The sequence below is a fragment of the Micromonospora sp. NPDC048842 genome, assembly GCF_040649935.1.
GTDB classification, from domain to species: domain Bacteria; phylum Actinomycetota; class Actinomycetes; order Mycobacteriales; family Micromonosporaceae; genus Micromonospora; species Micromonospora hortensis.
In genome coordinates this window covers 164,029-181,529 of record NZ_JBEZGK010000009.1, presented here as the reverse complement: position 1 = coordinate 181,529, position 17,501 = coordinate 164,029, and the positions used below count along the sequence as shown (strand labels likewise).

Annotated in this window: 18 protein-coding genes; 8 read left to right on the top strand and 10 right to left on the bottom strand. The window is 71.4% G+C overall.

Annotation, left to right across the window (positions count from 1 at the left end; genetic code table 11):
- Window positions 1–86: 86 nt before the first annotated feature.
- The 4 genes from AB0C19_RS15690 to AB0C19_RS15675 all read left to right on the top strand — a co-directional run bounded on the left by AB0C19_RS15690 (window position 87) and on the right by AB0C19_RS15675 (window position 3,944).
- A complete protein-coding gene (locus tag AB0C19_RS15690) occupies window positions 87–1,265 on the top strand; it encodes an ATP-binding protein (protein WP_357185287.1) in 1,179 nt (392 codons plus the stop codon).
- Window positions 1,255–2,463: a hypothetical protein gene (locus AB0C19_RS15685; RefSeq protein WP_357185082.1), complete on the top strand. Its 1,209-nt coding sequence runs from the start codon at window positions 1,255–1,257 to the stop codon at window positions 2,461–2,463. The genes AB0C19_RS15690 and AB0C19_RS15685 overlap by 11 nt, the downstream gene beginning before the upstream one ends.
- Entirely contained in the window at window positions 2,436–3,149 is a 714-nt protein-coding gene (locus AB0C19_RS15680; protein ID WP_357185079.1) for a response regulator transcription factor, read from the top strand. The genes AB0C19_RS15685 and AB0C19_RS15680 overlap by 28 nt, the downstream gene beginning before the upstream one ends.
- A gap of 72 nt (window positions 3,150–3,221) precedes the next feature.
- Complete coding sequence (locus AB0C19_RS15675) at window positions 3,222–3,944, top strand: hypothetical protein (protein WP_357185076.1); 723 nt, start codon at window positions 3,222–3,224, stop codon at window positions 3,942–3,944.
- Between the two features lie 120 nt (window positions 3,945–4,064).
- Here AB0C19_RS15675 and AB0C19_RS15670 read toward each other — a convergent pair whose 3' ends face one another.
- The 5 genes from AB0C19_RS15670 to AB0C19_RS15650 form a co-directional block, all read right to left on the bottom strand.
- On the bottom strand, window positions 4,065–4,817 hold the full coding sequence (locus AB0C19_RS15670; protein ID WP_357185073.1) for a lysophospholipid acyltransferase family protein: 753 nt from the start codon (window positions 4,815–4,817) through the stop codon (window positions 4,065–4,067).
- 95 nt (window positions 4,818–4,912) lie between these two features.
- A complete protein-coding gene (locus tag AB0C19_RS15665) occupies window positions 4,913–6,973 on the bottom strand; it encodes a glycogen debranching N-terminal domain-containing protein (protein ID WP_357185071.1) in 2,061 nt (686 codons plus the stop codon).
- Window positions 6,973–7,344 carry an SCP2 sterol-binding domain-containing protein gene (locus AB0C19_RS15660; RefSeq protein WP_091405597.1) on the bottom strand — a complete coding sequence of 124 codons (372 nt, stop codon included), beginning with the start codon at window positions 7,342–7,344 and terminating at the stop codon, window positions 6,973–6,975. The genes AB0C19_RS15665 and AB0C19_RS15660 overlap by 1 nt, the downstream gene beginning before the upstream one ends.
- Window positions 7,345–7,629: 285 nt before the next feature.
- On the bottom strand, window positions 7,630–8,046 hold the full coding sequence (locus tag AB0C19_RS15655) for a CBS domain-containing protein (protein ID WP_091405600.1): 417 nt from the start codon (window positions 8,044–8,046) through the stop codon (window positions 7,630–7,632).
- A gap of 72 nt (window positions 8,047–8,118) precedes the next feature.
- Window positions 8,119–8,802 (bottom strand): TMEM175 family protein, encoded by a 684-nt coding sequence (locus AB0C19_RS15650; protein ID WP_357185066.1) that lies wholly within the window; start codon window positions 8,800–8,802, stop codon window positions 8,119–8,121.
- Between the two features lie 106 nt (window positions 8,803–8,908).
- Here AB0C19_RS15650 and AB0C19_RS15645 point away from each other — a divergent pair, with 106 nt between their 5' ends.
- Window positions 8,909–9,487, top strand: coding sequence for a nucleotidyltransferase family protein (locus AB0C19_RS15645; RefSeq protein WP_357185064.1), 579 nt, complete (start codon window positions 8,909–8,911; stop codon window positions 9,485–9,487).
- Window positions 9,488–9,502: 15 nt separating this feature from the next.
- Here AB0C19_RS15645 and AB0C19_RS15640 read toward each other — a convergent pair whose 3' ends face one another.
- The 4 genes from AB0C19_RS15640 to AB0C19_RS15625 form a co-directional block, all read right to left on the bottom strand.
- On the bottom strand, window positions 9,503–9,943 hold the full coding sequence (locus AB0C19_RS15640; RefSeq protein ID WP_030488140.1) for a PPOX class F420-dependent oxidoreductase: 441 nt from the start codon (window positions 9,941–9,943) through the stop codon (window positions 9,503–9,505).
- A gap of 157 nt (window positions 9,944–10,100) precedes the next feature.
- A complete protein-coding gene (locus AB0C19_RS15635) occupies window positions 10,101–11,126 on the bottom strand; it encodes an aspartate-semialdehyde dehydrogenase (RefSeq protein WP_196919411.1) in 1,026 nt (341 codons plus the stop codon).
- 160 nt (window positions 11,127–11,286) lie between these two features.
- The gene (locus tag AB0C19_RS15630) at window positions 11,287–12,624 is read right to left on the bottom strand and encodes a pitrilysin family protein (RefSeq protein WP_357185060.1); all 1,338 of its coding nucleotides are present in this window, start codon (window positions 12,622–12,624) and stop codon (window positions 11,287–11,289) included.
- Window positions 12,621–13,910 carry a pitrilysin family protein gene (locus AB0C19_RS15625; RefSeq protein ID WP_357185057.1) on the bottom strand — a complete coding sequence of 430 codons (1,290 nt, stop codon included), beginning with the start codon at window positions 13,908–13,910 and terminating at the stop codon, window positions 12,621–12,623. The genes AB0C19_RS15630 and AB0C19_RS15625 overlap by 4 nt, the downstream gene beginning before the upstream one ends.
- Before the next feature lie 103 nt (window positions 13,911–14,013).
- Here AB0C19_RS15625 and AB0C19_RS15620 point away from each other — a divergent pair, with 103 nt between their 5' ends.
- Entirely contained in the window at window positions 14,014–14,763 is a 750-nt protein-coding gene (locus AB0C19_RS15620) for a phosphodiesterase (protein ID WP_357185054.1), read from the top strand.
- Here the strand turns inward: AB0C19_RS15620 and AB0C19_RS15615 are convergent.
- Entirely contained in the window at window positions 14,730–14,948 is a 219-nt protein-coding gene (locus tag AB0C19_RS15615; RefSeq protein WP_357185051.1) for a hypothetical protein, read from the bottom strand. The genes AB0C19_RS15620 and AB0C19_RS15615 overlap by 34 nt on opposite strands.
- Window positions 14,949–15,221: 273 nt before the next feature.
- On the opposite strand from AB0C19_RS15615, the gene AB0C19_RS15610 reads away from it, so the two are divergent.
- On the top strand, window positions 15,222–16,316 hold the full coding sequence (locus tag AB0C19_RS15610) for a 3-deoxy-7-phosphoheptulonate synthase (RefSeq protein ID WP_357185048.1): 1,095 nt from the start codon (window positions 15,222–15,224) through the stop codon (window positions 16,314–16,316).
- Window positions 16,317–16,607: 291 nt separating this feature from the next.
- Window positions 16,608–17,459: a helix-turn-helix transcriptional regulator gene (locus AB0C19_RS15605; RefSeq protein WP_357185284.1), complete on the top strand. Its 852-nt coding sequence runs from the start codon at window positions 16,608–16,610 to the stop codon at window positions 17,457–17,459.
- Window positions 17,460–17,501: the final 42 nt, after the last annotated feature.

Below are 17,501 nucleotides of genomic sequence, written 5' to 3'. Positions count from 1 at the left end.
CCCGTCACGGTCCGCCATGCTATTGTCCGATGTCGATCTACGCCGTGTGGACCCGGACCGGGTCGTTGTCGGAAGGACACTTCCCGATGCCGGCCGTTGCCACCCCAACCGTGCCGCCGCCCGCGCTGGACAACCCGGCCGGCGGGGCCCTGGGCCTCATCTTCACCACGCTCCCAGCGCTGCTCCGGCTGAGCTGCGGGGTGTTCGGCGCGGCGGTGGCCGTGTCGGTGCAGACCCCGCCGGTGCAGCAGGCGGTGTTGCTGCCCGCTGTGGCAGTACTGACCGGCTGGTCGCTCTGGTACGCGCACCGCGCGTTGCGCCACGGCATCGGCCCCGGCCTTGTCGGCGGTGACGTGGCCGTCACCGCGCTCACCTGCCTGCTCATCCCGGTGTTGGTGGCGCCCGAGGTGCTGCCCGGCGAGGGCAGTTGGATCGCCGTGCTGGCCAGCACCACGGTGATCAACACGCAGGCCACTACCTCGGCCCGCTGGTCGATCCCGGCCGGTCTACTCGTGATAGCCACCTACGTGACAGGGGCGCAGGCCGCCGGCAACCCCACCGAAGCCAGGGCACACGCGGCCACGCTACTGGCGCAGACCGCCTGCACGGCGATGATGGCGGCGGTCATGCGCCGACGCATCGGCCGGGCGGATCGCGCCTTCGTCGAACACCAGCGGCTGACCCGGGAGGCGTTGGTAGCGCGCGCCGCCCGCGAGGCCGAACGCCAACAGAACCGCGACCTGCACGACACAGTGCTCGGGACGCTGACCATGGTCGGGCTCGGTGCGGTGGCTGGGCCCTCGGCCGCCTTCCGGGACCGGTGCGCGGCCGACCTGCGTACCCTCGTCTCGCTCACCGACGTCGGCCCGGTGGCCGGCGACGGCCCGGTGCCGCTCGACGGGCGGTTGCGGTTGGTGGTCGCCCGGCTGCCCGAGCTTGCGGTACGGCTGGACTTGGCGTCCTGCGCCGTCCCGGTCGGGGTGGCCGACGCGATCAGCGAGAGCGCCTACGCGGCGCTGTCCAACGTGGTCCGCCACGCGCCGGGCGCCGGGGCCACGCTGCGGCTGACGCGCGACGCGATCGGCGTCGTGGTCGAGGTCGCCGACGACGGCCCCGGCTTCGACCTGGCCACAGTCCCACCGCACCGGTACGGGTTACGCGAGTCGATCCGCGGCCGGATGGCGACGGTCGGTGGCCGGGCCGACGTGCACTCGACCGTCGGCGCGGGCACCCGGATTCGGCTGGAGTGGCCCGGTGTCGGCTGACCTGAACACCCCGGCGCACGTCAGCGACGCACCGGAGGCACCGGACCGGACCAACGTTCCGACGCCCCGCGAGCCGGACTCCCCCGCGGCGCTCGCCGCGCCGGCCGCCGTGGCGCACGCGTCCGACCGGGGTGCCCGGATCGCCGCCGTCGCCATCGCGTTGGCCTGGCACGTCGCGATCGCGCTGCCGGCGGTGCTGTCCGCCCGCGCGGAGTTCGCCGCGCCAGCGGTGGTGCTCGGCGCCTGGATCCTGGTCGCGGTGACCGGCGCGGTGGCCGGGGTGCGGCTGCTGCAAGGCTCGCCACTGCCGCCGTGGCCGCTGGCCGGGCTGTTGCTGCTCGTCGACGCGGCCGTCTTCGCCGCGGCCGGCGAGCGGCAGTTGTTCACCGCCGCCAACTGGGTGTGGGGCACGCTCGGCTGGTTCTTCGTGCTGGCGGTCTGGGGTCGGCGCGTCGTGGGGCTGATCGCGCTCCTCGGCACGCACGCGTTGATCGCCCTGGTCGCCGTGCTCGTGCACGGCCCCGATCCGGCGGACGTGGCCCGTTACGTGATGTACGTCTACGGCACGTTCTCCCTGCCGGTGGCGGTCTTCGTGGGCAGCACCGTCATCGTCGGCCTGGCTCGGGAACGGGCCGCCGTCTCGGCCGCCGGTCACGCGATGGCCGCGGAGCGGGATGCCGCCGAGCGGGGCCTTCGGGAACGCCGGGACCGGCTCGCCCTGGTCAGCTCGGCGGCCGGGCGTGTCCTCGGCGATCTGGCCGCCGGACAGGCCGACCCGGACGACCCGGAGGTGCAGCGGCGGTGCATGCTGGCCGCCGCTCGGCTGCGCCGGCTGATCGCCGAGTCCGACGATGTGCCCGACCCGCTGTTGCACGAGTTGCGAGCCGCCGCCGATCTGGCGGAACGCAACGGCCTTCCGATCGACCTGGTCACCATCGGCACCCCGCCGCCGCTGCCGGTGGAGGTCCGCCGCAGGCTGGCCGACCCGCTCACCGGCACCCTCGCCGACGCCCGGGGATGGGCGCGTCTGACAGTGGTCTCCGGCTCGGACGAGGTGGTGGTCAGCCTGGTCACGCCGGACCGGGAGGGGCCGGAGTCGACCGGCCCACCCCCCGGGGATCACGACGACGGGCCGGTGCAGTACCTCTACGAACGGGACGGGAACATCAGATGGGCGCAGACCCGGTGGCGGCGGTGACCGGCGATCGGCCGGTCGGGGTGGCGATCGTCGACGACCATCCGGTGGTGGTCGAGGGGGTCCGCGCCTGGCTCGCCACCGAGCCCCGCCTGACGGTGCTCGCCACCGGCGACGACCCGGACGCGGTGCTGCGGGCGGCGCCGGACGCCGACGTCATCCTGCTCGATCTGCGACTGCACGGGCGGATGGCGTTGGACAAGTTGGCCGAGCTGAGCGCCGCCGGCCGGCGGGTGGTGGTCTATTCGGAGCACACCGACCCGCAGACGATGCTCGCCGCGCTGGACGCCGGGGCGGTGGCGTTCCTGGCCAAGCACGAGGGCCGGGAACACTGCGTGGAAACTGTGCTGGCCGCCGCGAGCGACCGCCCGTACGTGCCGCCGGCGCTGGCCGGTGCGATGGTAGGCGACCCCCGGCCGGACCGGCCGATGTTGTCCGACAAGGAGCGTGAGGCGCTGCTGCTCTGGTTCCAGTCGATGTCGAAGGCGTCGGTGGCCCGGCGGATGCAGATCAGCGAGCACACTGTGAAGCAGTACGTCGACCGGGCACGGATCAAGTACACCCGGGCGGGGCGACCAGCCGCCACAAAGGCGGCACTACTCGCCCGTGCGATCGAGGACGGTCTCGTCCGCCCGGAGGAGATCGGCATCTACCGGTCACAGGCGACACACGACCGGCCGACCCCCTAACAGGCGTCATGACAGGGGCGCTCCGCTCCGGAAGGCTTCAGTACACAGCCAGCTGACCGGAAGGTCGTGACGATGCACGCCGACGCGTCCCCCTTCTTCATCGGTCCCCACCGGTTCGACGCCCCCGACGACGACGTGGGCCCGACCCTGGACCGCCGCTACAACCTCCGACCGATGCCCGGCGAGCGGTTGCTCGGGCGACACCAGCTGCTCGTCGCGGGCTACCTGCTCGGGCCGAGCGAGGTGCGCCGCCGTTGGCAGTTGCCCGAGCCGGTCGCAGTGACAGTCACCGACCAGCGGATCTGCTGGGTGGGCAGTGGCTCGCAGCTGTCGCTGGTCGGCGACGGCACGCACCGGGCCCGACCGCCGGCCCGACTGAACGGCCTGATGAGCGGTCAGATCCGCTGGCAGTGGCCGTCCCGGTTGGAGCTGCCGACGAGCGCGCCGGACGCCCCGGCGCAGTTGCTGATCGTCTGCGACGCGCTGCGCACCATTCAGCAGCCGGCGTTGGCCCTCAGCGGGACGACCGCCGAGGTCGTGGCGCTGGCCCGGCAGGTCCGCCGGGCGGTGGCCATGTTCCGGCTCAACCGTCCACAACTGGTCGACCTCTCGGCCCAGGAGCGCGACGTGCTGCTGCTGCGGGCCGGTCCCGGTCTGCTCGCCGGCGACACCCGGATCACGCTGCCCGGCTCGTTGCCTGTGGAGTTCCACTCCCGGGACGACTACTACCGCTCGAGACCGGACCCGACAACGTGGGGCGGGCTCGCAGGCGGCGCAGCGTCCGGGCATCGGTGAAGCCGACGGCCCGCGCGGCGGCTTCCACTGTGCTGCCGTGCCCGATCCCAGCAAGCTGAGGAGCGTGTCGCAGCCGCGGGCCGGCTCGCGGGCCGAGGACTTCGACACGCTCCTCCAGCGTCAGGCGCTGGGGGCGCGGTGTTCGGAGGCGGCGTCCAGAGCGGCGGCCTCCTCCGGCGTGGGCGCGCTGCCGCCCAGGTGCGCCGGCTGCCACCAGGTGTCGTCCGGACCGGCGGGGGTGTCCGGATAATCCCGCTGCGCCCGGTCGACGAGGGTGCTGAGGCGGGCGGTCAGCTCCGCGGCCAGCACGTTCGGGTCCGGGAAGTCCGCCGGGTTGATCGGCTCGCCGATCAGGATGGTGATCGGCGTGTGCCGACGGGTCAGGGTGCGCGGGCGACCCTTGGTCCAGAGGCGTTGGGTGCCCCACAACGCGACAGGCAGCACCGGCACCTTCGCCGAGCGGGCCATCCGGACCGTGCCGCTCTTGAGCTCCTTGACCGTGAACGACCGGCTGATCGTCGCCTCGGGGAAGACGCCGACGACCTCGCCCTGCTTGAGCGCGCCCACGGCGGCGCGGAACGAGGCGGCACCGGCCTGCCGGTCCACCGGAATGTGCCGCATCCCGCGCATCAGCGGACCGGAGATCCTGTGCGTGAAGACCGAGTCCTTTGCCATGAAGCGGACCAGCCGGCCAGACGCGTTAGCGCCCAGACCGGCGAAGATGAAGTCGAGGTAGCTGACGTGGTTGCTGGCCAGCACCGCCCCGCCCGTGCGGGGTACGTGGTGGGCGCCCTCGATGGTGATCTTCAGGTCGAGGACCCGGAACAGCGTCTTGGCGGCGGCGATAACGGGCGGGTACACGAGCTCCGGCATTCGCAGAATCTACCCTGACCGGCTGGGGACCGGCTGGGTGGAGAACCGGCGGCGTCGCGGGTGGCGCGCCACCGCCGGTTCGGCGGCCCAGTCGGTCAGTCGCCGAGGTTGTCCAGGTCCAGTCGCCCCCGGGCGAACGCGTCCACCCGGCCCCACCGACCCGGGATGTCCAGCACCTCGATGCGGCCCATCCCCACCGGCAGCCGTGGCTCGACCGCGAGGTGACCCTCGTGCGGCTCCAGACCGAGCATGGTGCGCAGCAGCAACAGCGGCGTACCCGTCGACCAGGCCTGCGGGCTACACGCCGTCGGGTACTCCACCGGGAACTTGGTCAGCTCCCGCGGGTAACCGCCGAACGCCTCCGGCAACCGGCCGTCGAAGTACGTGGCCGCGTCCAGGATGCCGTTGGCGATGGTCGCGGCCTCCTCGGCGAAGCCGTAGCGGCGCAGGCCCCAGGCGATGAACGAGTTGTCGAACGGCCAGATCGTGCCGTTGTGGTAGCCGATGGGGTTGTAGCGGGCCTCCCCCTCGGCGAGGGTGCGCACCCCCCAGCCGGAGAAGAGCCGCGGCCCGACCAGGTGCGCGGCGAGTTTCTCCGCCCGCTCGGGTTCGACGATCCCGCTCCACAGCAGGTGGCCGATGTTGGAGCTGAGGATGTCGCACTGCCGGCCGTCCGGGTCCAGGGCCAGGGCGAAGTACTCGCCGTCGTCCACCCACCAGTCCCTGTTGAACCGCTCCTTCAGCTCTGCCGCCTCCCGCTCCAACTGGTCGGCGTACTCCGGGTCACCCCAGAACTCGCGCGCCAACCGGGCCGCGCGGACCTTCGCGTCGTACGCGTACCCCTGCACCTCGCAGGTGGCCCGTGGGAACGGTGGCAGCGTGCCGTCGGAGTAGGAGATCGAGTCCCAGGAGTCCTTCCAGCACTGGTTCTCCAGGCCGGTGTCGGTGTTGCGTCGCTCGTACCAGATGTAGCCGGTGCCGACCAGGTCGGCGTAGTTGTCGATCCACCTCAGCGCGGCCCGGGACTCCTGCTCCAACTCCTTGACCAGCGCGACGTCCCCGCTCCACCGCTCGTACTCGTCGAGCAGCACGATGAACAGCGGCGTCGCGTCGACCGAGCCGTAGTACGGCGAGTGCGGCTGCTCCTCGAAGGCCGCGGTCTCGCCGTAGCGCATCTCGTGCAGGATGCGCCCCGGGTCCTCGTCCCGGAAGTCGTCGAACCGGCTGCCCTGCAACGACGCCAGGATGCGCAGCGTCGTCTTCGACAACTGCGGGGTGAACGGCAGCGTCTGCAGGCAGGTGAGGATGCTGTCCCGGCCGAACATGGTCATGAACCAGGGCAGACCGGCGGCTGGCAGGGTGGCGCCGCCCAGCGACAGTGGCGAGAAACGCAGCGCCGCCAGGTCGATCAGGCTGCGCCGGTACGTGCTGGCCACCCGGCCGTGCTCACTGTTGACCTTCGGTGCGTCGGCGATCCACTTCTCCAGGTCGTGCTGGAGGGCGAGCCGCTCGGTGCCGTGTTTGCGCAGCCCGAAGCGCAGGTCCCGGCCGCCGGGCCCGACCGCGTGGGTCTGCACGTCGATCGAGGCGTCCCACTGCTCGTTGGGCTCCAGGTGCACCGTGTACGCGAAGCCCTTGCTGTCGTACCGGGCCGACATCGACGACGAGATGACGGTCTCCCGCCGGAAGTTCCCCCGCCGGTACCCCAGCCGCAGCCGGTCCGACTCCACCTCGGTGTAGATCTCGCCCTTCTTGTTCAGGATCTCGTCCTTGACCTGGAACAGGTCGGCGAAGTCCGACGCCGCGTCCATCCGGACTTCCAGGTCGACCGGCTTCTCGTCGTGGTTGAGGATGGTCAGCTGCTCACAGAAGCTGCCGCCCACAGTGCGCTCCCGGATGATCGACAGCTTCGCGTCCACGTAGTGCGTGGCCATCCCCGGGACCAGGAAGAATCGCGACTCGAAGTACTGCAGGTCGTCGTAGGAGAGCGAGTTGAGTCGCTCACCGTTGACTGTCAGCACCCAGGTCGACAGGAACCGGGTGTCGATGGAGAAGAGCCCGGTGGGCTCGCTCGGCGTCGCCTCGATGTCACCGGTGTCCTCGCAGACGACGAACGTGTTGCCGTCCAGGATCCGGATCGTGTTGCTCTGCCCCATCAGTGCACCTCCCCGGCGAATCGCCGACGCGGCCCACGGGCGTCCGGGGAACCCGGGAAGATCCGCTCGACCTGTACGACGAGGCGCGCGTCACCGGACACGGTCATGTCCCCCCGCAGCAGCGCGGCCAGGCCGTGCTCGCGCCCCGAGGCGATGTCGTCGAAGAGGACGGGGCTGGCGCCGATCACCGTGTCGGCCTCCTGGTCCTCCTGACTGACGTTCAGCCGACCGTGGTCGATCCTCAGCAGCCAGTGCCGGGTCTGCGCCCCCTCGTGCAGGTCGATCCGCAGCGTCCCGGAGGTCTTGGCCAGCAGGGGTTCGTACCCCCGCCGGTCCAGGTCCTCGAAGAACCTCGTGGTCGCGTCCACCATCGGGTCACTCCTCCCAGTTGCCGGGCCCGGGATCCCACCCACCGCGCTCGCGTCGCACGGATGGCCGGCGTTGCACGTCCCCGCACGGGTCCCCGCCACTCCCCCGCTCAACCTCGCCCAATTCGGGTGAGCCGTCACCCACCCCGCCCTGCGCCGGTGATCAAGAGCTTTGCGTCATCGCTTCCGGCGTGTCGTGACGCGAATCTCTTGATCACCGAAGGGGTGGAGACGCCACAGCGCCGGCCCTCCCGGAAGGGAGAGCCGGCGCGCGCCGCGGCGGACGGGTCAGTTGTTCGGGTCGTCGGCGCTGATATCGGCCAGGACCGACTGCGGTTCGCGCTCGACCGCGAGGTCACCCATCGACACCAGGCCGATCAGGCGCCCGTCGTCGATCACCGGAAGTCGGCGTACGGCGTACGTCCGCATCAGGTCCGCGGCGGCCACGGCGTCGTCGTACTGACTCACCGTGATCACGTCGCGAGTGGTGATCTGGCTCAACCGGGTCGAGCCCGGGTCCATGTTCTCCGCGACACCTCGGACCGTGATGTCCCGGTCCGTGACGATGCCGACCACACTGTCGCCGTCAGTCACCACCACATCGCCGATCGCGCTGTCACGCATCTCCTGCGCGGCTGCGATGAGCGTGTCGTTGCCGTCCATCGTCACCAACCGGGTCGTCATGAACTCTCCGACCGTTGTCATGGTGCTCCCCTCTCGGTGTCGGCACGGCCGTCTACCCGCCGCCCGGGAGGGGGTAACGCCGACGGCCCCGGCCTATCGACGCGGGTGCCGCAGGCGTCGCAGTTCGTAGAGGCCACTGCTGGTCAGGCTGTAGAACGCCGGCAGCAGCAGGAAGATCACCAGCGCGAACAGCGGACTGGCCAGGAATCCGACCAGGATCGCCAGCGCGTACCCCAGGAGGCCGACAGCGGCCCGAGCCCGTTCGGCCGGGAAGAACCCGAGCGGCACCGTGTGGTCCAGCAGATCGTGATGCCGGGCGAGGTAGTGGTACAGCCCCAGCCAGCTCACCGAGACCAGCACGCCGACCAGGCCGTAGACGACCACGCCGGTCCGCTGGTCGGCCTGGTCGCCGTCCCGCATTGCCTGCGAGACGACCGAGGTGGCGAACGGCAGCAGCGCGGTGCTGAACAGGACTCCGAGGTTGTACCACTGGAGCGCCTTTCCGCTGTTCACCACCCGGTTGAACGCGGCTCGGTGGTTCAGCCAGCCGACCGCCACGTACACGTACGACGTGACATAGGCGAGGTACGCCGGCCACTGCTCGATCAGCGCGTGCAGAAGCTGACCCCGGCCGACCCGAGGCGGCTGGAGATCGAGCACCAGCAGCGTGATGATGATGGCGAAGACCCCGTCGCTGAACGACAGCAACCGGGAGGTTTCGCGCCGCAGGGTCGGGCCCGCGGGGCCGGTCTCGTCGCTGCTCGTACCGGCGCTCATCGCCCACCCCCTCCCCGACGTCCCGCAATGGCGCAGCAGGGCGGTATACCCGTCGACGGGCGGGACACCCGCGCGCGGGGGCTCCGCTGCCTACGGTGGGCGGATGATGACGGGCGAGGATGAGTTGCGGGAACTGGTCGCCGGCAGCGCCTGGCTGACCCGAGCGCTGCTTGTGGTGCGCGACTCTGGGCTGCCGGACGCCTGGATCGGCGCGGGCGCACTGCGCGACCTGGTCTGGGGCGAGCGGTACGGCGACGGGTTCGATCCGGCGCGGGTCCGCGACGTCGACGTGGTCTTCTTCGACCCGGCGAGGCTGAGCCGCGTCGACGACGACCGGGCCACCGCCCGGCTGGCGGAGATGTGGCCGCAGCCGCCGTGGCAGGCGCGCAACCAGGCGGCGGTGCACACCTGGTACGCGGCCAAGTTCGGCGGCGACCCGATCGAGCCGTACCGAAGCGTGGCCGAGGCCGTCGCCACCTGGCCGGAGTACGCGACAGCGGTGGCCGTCCGCTTGGACCCGGCCGGCGGGCTCAGGGTCTGCGCCCCGTACGGCCTGACGGATCTGCTGGTCGGGGTGTGGCGGCACAACCCGGCCCGGGTGGACGTGGCCGGGTCGCGGCAGCGGTTGGCCCGGCACCGGCCGGCGCAGCGTTGGCCCGGCGTGACAGTTATCGAGCCGGGCTGATCGACTGTGGGCGGGTCAGCCTCGGGGCGGCATGCCGTAGAGCCGCTCGACGTGCAGGCGTAGCACGATCCGTCCCTCGTCGACCATGGCTTGGCGGTACTCGTCCCAGTCGGGGTGTTCGCCGCTCAGCCCCCGGTAGAGCGCCACCAACTCCTCGACAGTCTCGTCGCCGAGTTGAGTGGCCGGCGGGGTCAGTTCGGCGCGACCCTCGACCACCGCGTACGCCCAGCCGTCCTCGCTGCTGACGTGGAAGCTGGCACGCGGGTCGCGGCGCAGGTTGGCGGTCTTGGCGCGGCCGTCGGTGACCGAGACCCGGATCAGGCCCGCGTCCCGGTCGAAGGAGTAGAGCACCGTGGACAGCTGCGGACGCCCGTCCCGCTTGATGGTGGCGAGCACGCCCATCGAGCGGCCGGCCACCAGATCGGTCAACGCCTGCTGGGTGCGGTCATCCGGCATGGTGTCCTCCAGGTTGGACGATCGTCTCCGACCCATCCAAGCACGACCTGCCGGCCGCCGCGGGCGACCACCCGAACGGCGGGGCGACCACCCGCAACGGCATACCGAGCCCTCGCCGACGGACGGCGAGGGCTCGGTGTTTCGGCAACCGTGCCGGTCAGCGGCGCTCTGCGGCGACCAACTCGGCGAGTTGCACAGCGTTAAGCGCTGCGCCCTTGCGCAGGTTGTCGTTGGAGCAGAACAGCGCCAGCCCGTACTCGACGGTCTCGTCGGCGCGGATCCGGCCCACGTAGGTCGGGTCCTGACCAGCGGCCTGCAACGGGGTCGGGACGTCGGTCAGTGCCACCCCGGGCGCGTCGGCCAGCAGTTCGTGGGCGCGCTGCGGGGTGAGCGGCCGGGCGAACCGGGCGTTGATCTGGAGCGAGTGCCCGGTGAAGACCGGCACCCGGACGCAGGTGCCGGAGACCAACAGGTCGGGGATCTCCAGGATCTTGCGGCTCTCGTTGCGGAGCTTCTGCTCCTCGTCCGTCTCGAAGGAGCCGTCGTCGACTATCGAACCGGCGAGCGGGAGGACGTTGAAGGCGATCGGCTGGGTGAACGAGCGGGGCGCGGGGAACTCGACTGCCGACCCGTCGAAGGCCAGCCCGGCGGCGTGCTCAGCCACCTTGCGGACCTGCTCGTCCAGCTCGGCCACACCGGCCAGCCCAGCGCCGGAGACCGCCTGGTAGGTGGAGACGACCAGGCCGACCAGGCCGGCCTCGGCGTGCAACGGACGCAGCACCGGCATCGCGGCCATCGTGGTGCAGTTCGGGTTGGCGATGATGCCCTTGGGCCGGTCCAGTGCGGCGTGCGGGTTGACCTCGGCGACCACCAGCGGCACCTGCGGGTCCATCCGGAACGCCGACGAGTTGTCGATCACCACGGCGCCAGCCTCGGCGACCCGGGGCGCCAGCTCGCGGGCGGTGCCCTTACCGGCCGAGAAGAGCACGATGTCCAGCTCGGAATAGTCGGCGGTCGCGGCGTCCTCGACTGTCACCTCGCCGTCGCGCCACGGCAGCGTACGCCCGGCGGACCGCGCCGAGGCGAACAACCGCACCTGCTCCGCTGGGAACTCCCGCTCCGCCAGCACCTGCCGCATCACGCCACCGACCTGGCCGGTGGCCCCCACAATGCCGATCCTCATGCCCGCGAGGCTACCGACCCCACCCCCGAAACCGGGAGCCCTTTCCCACCCCCCGGGTCCCACCTCACACCCCGCCCTACAGCTGTCGATCAAGAGATTTGCGTCAACAACCGTGCTCCAGATGACGCAAACCTCTTGATCAACGGCGATGTCGGTGGGATCAGGGGAGGAGGTCTCCTAGGGCTGTGGCCTCCAGGTCGTCGCGGATCACTGCGGCGTCGCCCTCGATGACCAGGGTGAGAGCCTCCGGGTGCAGGTGGGTGGCTGCCGCCGCGGAGACCTGGTCCACGTCGGCGGAGAGCAGCGACTCACGCAACCGCGCGTGGTAGTCGTCCGGCAGGTCGTGCACCACCAGGGTGGTCAGCGCGGACGCGATCGCCCGAGGGCTCTGCAACTCGACCGAGAGCTGCCCGGCCCGCCAGGAACGGGCCACCTCCAGCTCGTCCTCGGTCACCCCGGTGGCCTGAGTACGGGTGATCTCGCCCACCGCCTCGACCAGAGCCGGCGCGGTGACAGCCGTCTGCACGCCGGAACTGACAGCGAACCGACCGAACCGCCGCGACGCGGCGAAGTCGCCCCGGATGCCGTAGGTGTAGCCGTGCACCTCCCGCAGCAGGTGGTTGAGTCGGGAGGTGAACGCCCCGCCGAGCACAGTGCCGGCGAGCGTCATCGGCACGTAATCGGGGTGCGCCCGGTGTGGTGACGGGTGGCCCAGCCGCAGCGTGGACTGCACCGAGCCGGGCCGGTCCACCACAATGATCCGCCGACCGCTGTGCAGCGGCACCTCGATCGGACCGCCCCGCTCGGTGGGGCCACCACCGGTGCCGGCGAACGCCGCCGCGGCCAGCGCGTCCAGGTCGATCCGGTCCAGGTCACCGGCGACGATCAGGGTGCCGGGGCGCAGGAACCACTCCGAGTGGAAAACCGTGACGTCCTCCACGTCCAACCCGGCGACAGACTCCGGGTCGCCGTGCATCGGCCGTCCCCAGCGGTTCTGCGCGCCGAACAGATCAGCGCGCAGCGCGGCATCGGCGCGCGGGCCGGGGTTGGCCCAGTCCATCCGGAGCGCGGTCGCCTCGTCGTCGCGGACCCGGCGGACGTCGACGGGGTCGAGCCTGGGCGTCCGGACCGCCTCGGCGAGCAGTTCCACTGCGGCGCTCAGCCGGTCCACCGGGATCACCACGCTGGCCTGGAACGAGTCCCAGTCCAGACCGGTCGACAGAGCGGTGCCGAGCCCTTCGACGGCGAGCGCGTACGCGGCGGCGTCCCGCTGCGCGGTCCCCTCCTCCAGCGCCTTGGCCAGTACGCCGGACAGACCCTCCTTGCCGACCGGCTCCTGGCCCGCGCCCACGTCGAGCAGCAGCAGGGCCACTGCGAGGTTCTGCCCCGGCAGGTGCGCGGCGACTACCTGACCACCGGCCACGGCGCGGCGGACCACCGGCGGGAACCGGTACGGGCGGGCGGCGCCCGGGCCGGGACGGTCGGCGATCAGCGTCATGAGGTCTCCTCGGGCAGGTAGGTCAGGGTCACCCGGTCGGTGGCGAGCACGTCGGCGGCGGCCTCGGCGACCTGCTCGGCGGTGACCGCGAGCAGGGCCGGCAACTGCTCGGCGATGCGGGCCGGGTCGCCGAACTGCGTGGTGTAGCGGCCGAGCAGGTCCGCGCGGCCGTCGACTGTGGACAGCTGGCGCCACCACCCGGTGCTGAGCAACGCCTTGGCCCGATCCAGCTCGGCGGCGGTGACCGGCACTGTGGCCAGCTCGTCGACGACCTCGGCCAGCCCTTCGGCCAGCCGCTCGGCGCTCACTCCGGGGCGGGCGGTGGCGGTGGCGATCAGCGGTGCCGGGGCGTGTGCGAGGTCCACCCCGTACGCCCCGACCAGGTCCGGTTGCGCGATCCGCTCGCCGTCGGCGAGGCGCTGGTAGAGCCGGCTGCCCCGGCCGCTGCCCAGGATTGTGGCGAGCACGGTGATCACGTTGTATCCCGGGCTGCCGAACGGGTAGCTGCGGTGGGCGATGTAGACCCGTGGCGCCGGCACGTCGGCGCTCACCGACTCGACGGCCGTCTGCCCGGTGGCGGGCACGTTGCGGCCTTCCGGTGCCGGCGGGATGTCGTCGCGGGCGGGCAACGCGCCGAAGTACTTGTCGGCGAGCGCGAACACGTCGGAGGCGGTGGCGTCGCCGACCACTGTGAGCACCGCGTTGTTCGGCGCGTAGTAGGTCTGGTGGAACGCCTGGAAGGTGGCCAGGTCGGCGGCGTTCAGGTCGGCCATCGAGCCGATCGTCGCGTGGTGGTAGGGGTGCCCCGGCGGGTAGAGCAACGGCAGCAACCGCAGCCAGGCGTCGCCGTACGGCACGTTCTCGTAGCGCTGCCGGCGCTCGTTCTTCACCACGTCCCGCTGGTTGTCCAGCGTCTCCTGGGTGAGGGCGGGGACCAGGCCGCCCATCCGGTCGGCCTCCAACCAGAGCGCCAGCTCCAGGTGCTCGGCCGGGACCGTCTCGAAATAGTTGGTCCGGTCCGGGTTGGTGGTGGCGTTGAGCGAGCCACCGGAGCCCTGAATCAGCTTCATGTGCTCGGTCTTCGCCACGTTCACCGAGCCCTCGAACATCAGGTGCTCGAAGAGGTGGGCGAAACCGGTCTGCCCAGCCGGCTCGTGCCGGGAGCCGACGTCGTACCAGAGGTTGACGGCCACGGCGGGTGCGGTGCGATCCTCACTCACCACCACGCGCAGGCCGTTGTCCAGTCGGGACGTCTGAATGGGCCAGGGGTAACCGCTGTCGGGCATGCCCCCGACGCTATCCGATCTCGGGGGCGGAAAGGTGACGTGCCGTCGGTCGGCGAGCCGACCCGGGCGGCATCGGAGCCGCCGCGCGGGGTACCGGGAAGCAATGACCGCCACCCCGCCTCCGTCCCGGTCCGCCGGCCGGTCCGCCACCGCCGTCGAACGCCTCAGCACCGCACTCGGCCGGCTGCGCCGCGGCCGGCTACTGCATCCGGCCGGTCGCTCGTTCGTCGGCGAGACGGTGATCTGGGGTACGCCCGGACCGCCCACCGGGGTCGCTCTGCTGGACCACCCCGGTGGGTACCGGACCACCGTCCGGCTCTCCAAGGGGACGCCCACGCCCGGCAGTTGGCCCGACGTCCTGGGCCTCGCGCTGCGCCTGCACCGCGACGACGGCCGGCCTTTCGACCTGCTGGTCAGCTCCAGCGGCGCGGCCCCGGTGCTGCGGAACCTGCCGCTGCCCCGACGCCGCTTCACAGGCACGTACAGCACGATCACGTGCTATCGCGCGGGTCGGCGCCGCCTCTGGCTGGCCGCGCTGGCCGATCCCGACTCGGCCGACCTCGGTCGCAGCCTGGCCACGGCGGCCGCCGCGACCCGGACGGACACCCCGCGCCTGGTGCTCGCTGTCGCGTCGGCGGTGGGGCCGTGGCGGCTGGTCGGGCAGGTCAGTCTCGGTGCCCAGCTCAGCGCGGAGGAGGACGCGGCGCTCGCGTTCGACCCGGTGCGCAACCTGCCACCCGAACTGCGGGTGGCAGGTCCGCTGGCCTGGCTACGAGACCAGACCTACCGGGGGTCGCGCCGGGCCCGTGGGGCGACCGCTCAGTCCGGCGGTTCGACCGCCACCACTGTCTGATCCGAGGTACGACGTTCCAGCACCGTGTCCGGGGCGGCGTTCTGGTCCCCCTCGCGGATGTCCGACTCGGCGAGGATGGCCTCCGCCTGCGCCTCCGGGTCGTCACTGCCCACCGCCTTCTCCTCGGGCAGGAGGTGGTGCGCGCGGGACTCCACCCGGTCCTGATCGCTCTGCTCGTGTGTCATGGCACCCCTGTTACCCCGACCGCGCCCCCGGCACGCGATCTTCGCCCCGCATCTTGGGACGACAGGACGGGTGACCGCGTCCGGTCGGGTACGCTGGCCCGGTGACGCGTTCCTATCGATGGTTTAGGCAGCCGGCTCGCACGCCGGTGACTTCACCATGAACTGACGTCACCACGGACCGAGCCGGCTGGGCAGGAGCTGTCGTTCCTGCCCTTTTGCGTACGAGCAGCCGGCTCGTCCCGGGCACCGGCCCCGGGCACGGTCGGCGGAAGGATGCCCACCGTGACGACCCCGGAGACCGATCGGGTCAGCGATCAGCGGATCGACCGTGTCGTGCCGCTGACCACGCCCGCCCTGCTGCACCACGAGTTGCCCCTGGACGCCCCGCTCGCGTCGGCCGTGTTGACCGGCCGCCGCGCTGTCGGTCGCGTGCTGGACCGCGAGGACGACCGCCTGCTGGTGGTGGTCGGTCCCTGCTCGGTGCATGACCCGGCCGCCGCCCTGGACTACGCGCAGCGTCTTCGGACGGCAGCCGACCGGCTCGCCGACGACCTGCTGATCGTCATGCGGGTCTACTTCGAGAAGCCACGCTCGACTGTCGGTTGGAAGGGCCTGATCAACGATCCCGGCCTGGACGGCAGCGGGGACGTCAACACCGGCCTGCGGCTGGCCCGTGCGCTGCTGCTCGACGTGCTCCGCCTCGGCCTGCCGGTGGGTTGCGAGTTCCTCGACCCGATCACCCCGCAGTACATCGCGGACACGGTGGCCTGGGGCGCGATCGGTGCCCGCACCGTGGAGAGCCAGGTGCACCGCCAGCTCGCCTCCGGCCTGTCCATGCCGATCGGCATGAAGAACCGCCCGGACGGCAGCATCGGCACGGCAGTGGACGCGATCCGCGCCGCCGGGGTGCCGCACGTCTTCCCCGGCATCGACTTCTCCGGCACCCCGGCGATCATGCACACCCGGGGCAACACCGACGGGCACCTGGTGTTGCGCGGTGGGGGCGGCCGGCCCAACTACGACGCCGAGTCGGTCGCCGGGGCACTCGACCTGCTCCGCGCCGCCGACCTGCCGGAGCGGCTGGTGATCGACGCCAGTCACGCCAACAGCGGCAAGGACCACCGCAACCAGCCGCTGGTCGCCGCGGACGTGGCCGCCCAACTGGCCGCCGGCCAGCGTGGGATCACCGGCGTGATGCTGGAGTCCTTCCTGCTGCCCGGCCGGCAGGAGCTCGACCCGACCCGGGAGCTGGAGTACGGCCGGTCGGTCACCGACGCCTGCCTGGGCTGGGACGACACCGCCGAGGTGCTCGACCACCTCGCCTCGGCCGTGCGGGCCCGCCGGGCCACCCTGTCGACGACTGTGTGACCGCCGACACCACTACCCACGGAACACGAGCGGGGGCCGGCTCGTTGACAGGGGTGTCGGTGTGTCCAGTGTCCCCGGGCCTCACCTAAATAGCCTTCGCGGAATACCGTCCGGCTGGAGCCGCGTAGTGCCACTCGCCGAGAGGCGACCTGCACACCGACACCAGCGCCGCCCCCGGCCCACAAGGCCGGGGGCGGCGCTGTCTGTACGTGGGCCGGGGCGCAAGCCGGGGGTGCGACAGGGCCCCCGTCAACCGTCTGTCCCGGTCATACGATTGATTTTGTGAGCGAGATGTCGAACGACCTTGGCGCTTTTCTGAGTGCTCGACGGGCGCTGGTGACACCCCAGCAGGCCGGCATCCCCGACGGGGGTGTGCGACGTGTGCCGGGCCTGCGCCGCGAGGAGGTCGCCATGCTTGCCGGCGTCAGCGCTGACTACTACCTGCGCTTGGAGCGGGGCCGCGACCGAAACCCGTCCGTGCAGGTGCTCGAGTCCATCGCACGCGTACTCCAACTCGACGACGAGCACCTGGCCTACCTGCTGAAGCTGGTCGCTGACACTCCCCGACAGCGCCGACGTCGACAGCGTAAGGAAACCGTTCCGGCCGGTGCGCTCAAACTCCTGGGCTCCCTCGTCCAACCCGCCTTCATCGAGGGACGGTATTTCGACATCTTGGCCTCGAACAGCCTCGCCAGAGCCCTATCCCCAAGCCTTGCCGAAGGGGGAAATCAGCTCAGGGATCTGTTCCTGAATCCCGCCGAGCAGGCACTGCACCCGGATTGGGAGAACATCACGGAGTGCTTCGTCGCGAACCTGCGACAGGCAGTGGGCACCGACATAGACGACCCACGCTTCATCGAACTCACTGGAGAACTCTCGTTGGCGAGCGTCCGATTTCGCCAGCTCTGGGCACGACATGACGTACGCGGACAGCGCGGAACGCCGATTCGGCTCAATCACCCGCAGGTCGGGGAGCTGACCCTCAATCGGGAACGGCTGGGCATCGCCGGAGCGGATGGCCTGATGCTCGTCGTCTTTCATCCCGACACCGGGTCCAGTGACGCGGAGAAGCTGACCCTCCTTGCCGCCGCCGGCCTACCTGCCGTCCGCGAACCACAAGCAGTCCAGCCCGTGAACATCTGAGACGTGCCGATGGCAGTCCCAGCGATCAGAGGGGGTCCTGTC

Coding starts and splice junctions, on each gene's coding strand:
- AB0C19_RS15665 (WP_357185071.1), bottom strand. CDS start 6,973: ATGGGGCAGAGCAACACGATCCGGATCCTGGACGGCAACACGTTCGTC.
- AB0C19_RS15605 (WP_357185284.1), top strand. CDS start 16,608: ATGTCGAACGACCTTGGCGCTTTTCTGAGTGCTCGACGGGCGCTGGTG.
- AB0C19_RS15675 (WP_357185076.1), top strand. CDS start 3,222: ATGCACGCCGACGCGTCCCCCTTCTTCATCGGTCCCCACCGGTTCGAC.
- AB0C19_RS15645 (WP_357185064.1), top strand. CDS start 8,909: ATGACGGGCGAGGATGAGTTGCGGGAACTGGTCGCCGGCAGCGCCTGG.
- AB0C19_RS15670 (WP_357185073.1), bottom strand. CDS start 4,817: ATGCCGGAGCTCGTGTACCCGCCCGTTATCGCCGCCGCCAAGACGCTG.
- AB0C19_RS15635 (WP_196919411.1), bottom strand. CDS start 11,126: ATGAGGATCGGCATTGTGGGGGCCACCGGCCAGGTCGGTGGCGTGATG.
- AB0C19_RS15620 (WP_357185054.1), top strand. CDS start 14,014: ATGACCGCCACCCCGCCTCCGTCCCGGTCCGCCGGCCGGTCCGCCACC.
- AB0C19_RS15690 (WP_357185287.1), top strand. CDS start 87: ATGCCGGCCGTTGCCACCCCAACCGTGCCGCCGCCCGCGCTGGACAAC.
- AB0C19_RS15610 (WP_357185048.1), top strand. CDS start 15,222: ATGCCCACCGTGACGACCCCGGAGACCGATCGGGTCAGCGATCAGCGG.
- AB0C19_RS15615 (WP_357185051.1), bottom strand. CDS start 14,948: ATGACACACGAGCAGAGCGATCAGGACCGGGTGGAGTCCCGCGCGCAC.
- AB0C19_RS15680 (WP_357185079.1), top strand. CDS start 2,436: ATGGGCGCAGACCCGGTGGCGGCGGTGACCGGCGATCGGCCGGTCGGG.
- AB0C19_RS15640 (WP_030488140.1), bottom strand. CDS start 9,943: ATGCCGGATGACCGCACCCAGCAGGCGTTGACCGATCTGGTGGCCGGC.
- AB0C19_RS15630 (WP_357185060.1), bottom strand. CDS start 12,624: ATGACGCTGATCGCCGACCGTCCCGGCCCGGGCGCCGCCCGCCCGTAC.
- AB0C19_RS15625 (WP_357185057.1), bottom strand. CDS start 13,910: ATGCCCGACAGCGGTTACCCCTGGCCCATTCAGACGTCCCGACTGGAC.
- AB0C19_RS15650 (WP_357185066.1), bottom strand. CDS start 8,802: ATGAGCGCCGGTACGAGCAGCGACGAGACCGGCCCCGCGGGCCCGACC.
- AB0C19_RS15655 (WP_091405600.1), bottom strand. CDS start 8,046: ATGACAACGGTCGGAGAGTTCATGACGACCCGGTTGGTGACGATGGAC.
- AB0C19_RS15660 (WP_091405597.1), bottom strand. CDS start 7,344: ATGGTGGACGCGACCACGAGGTTCTTCGAGGACCTGGACCGGCGGGGG.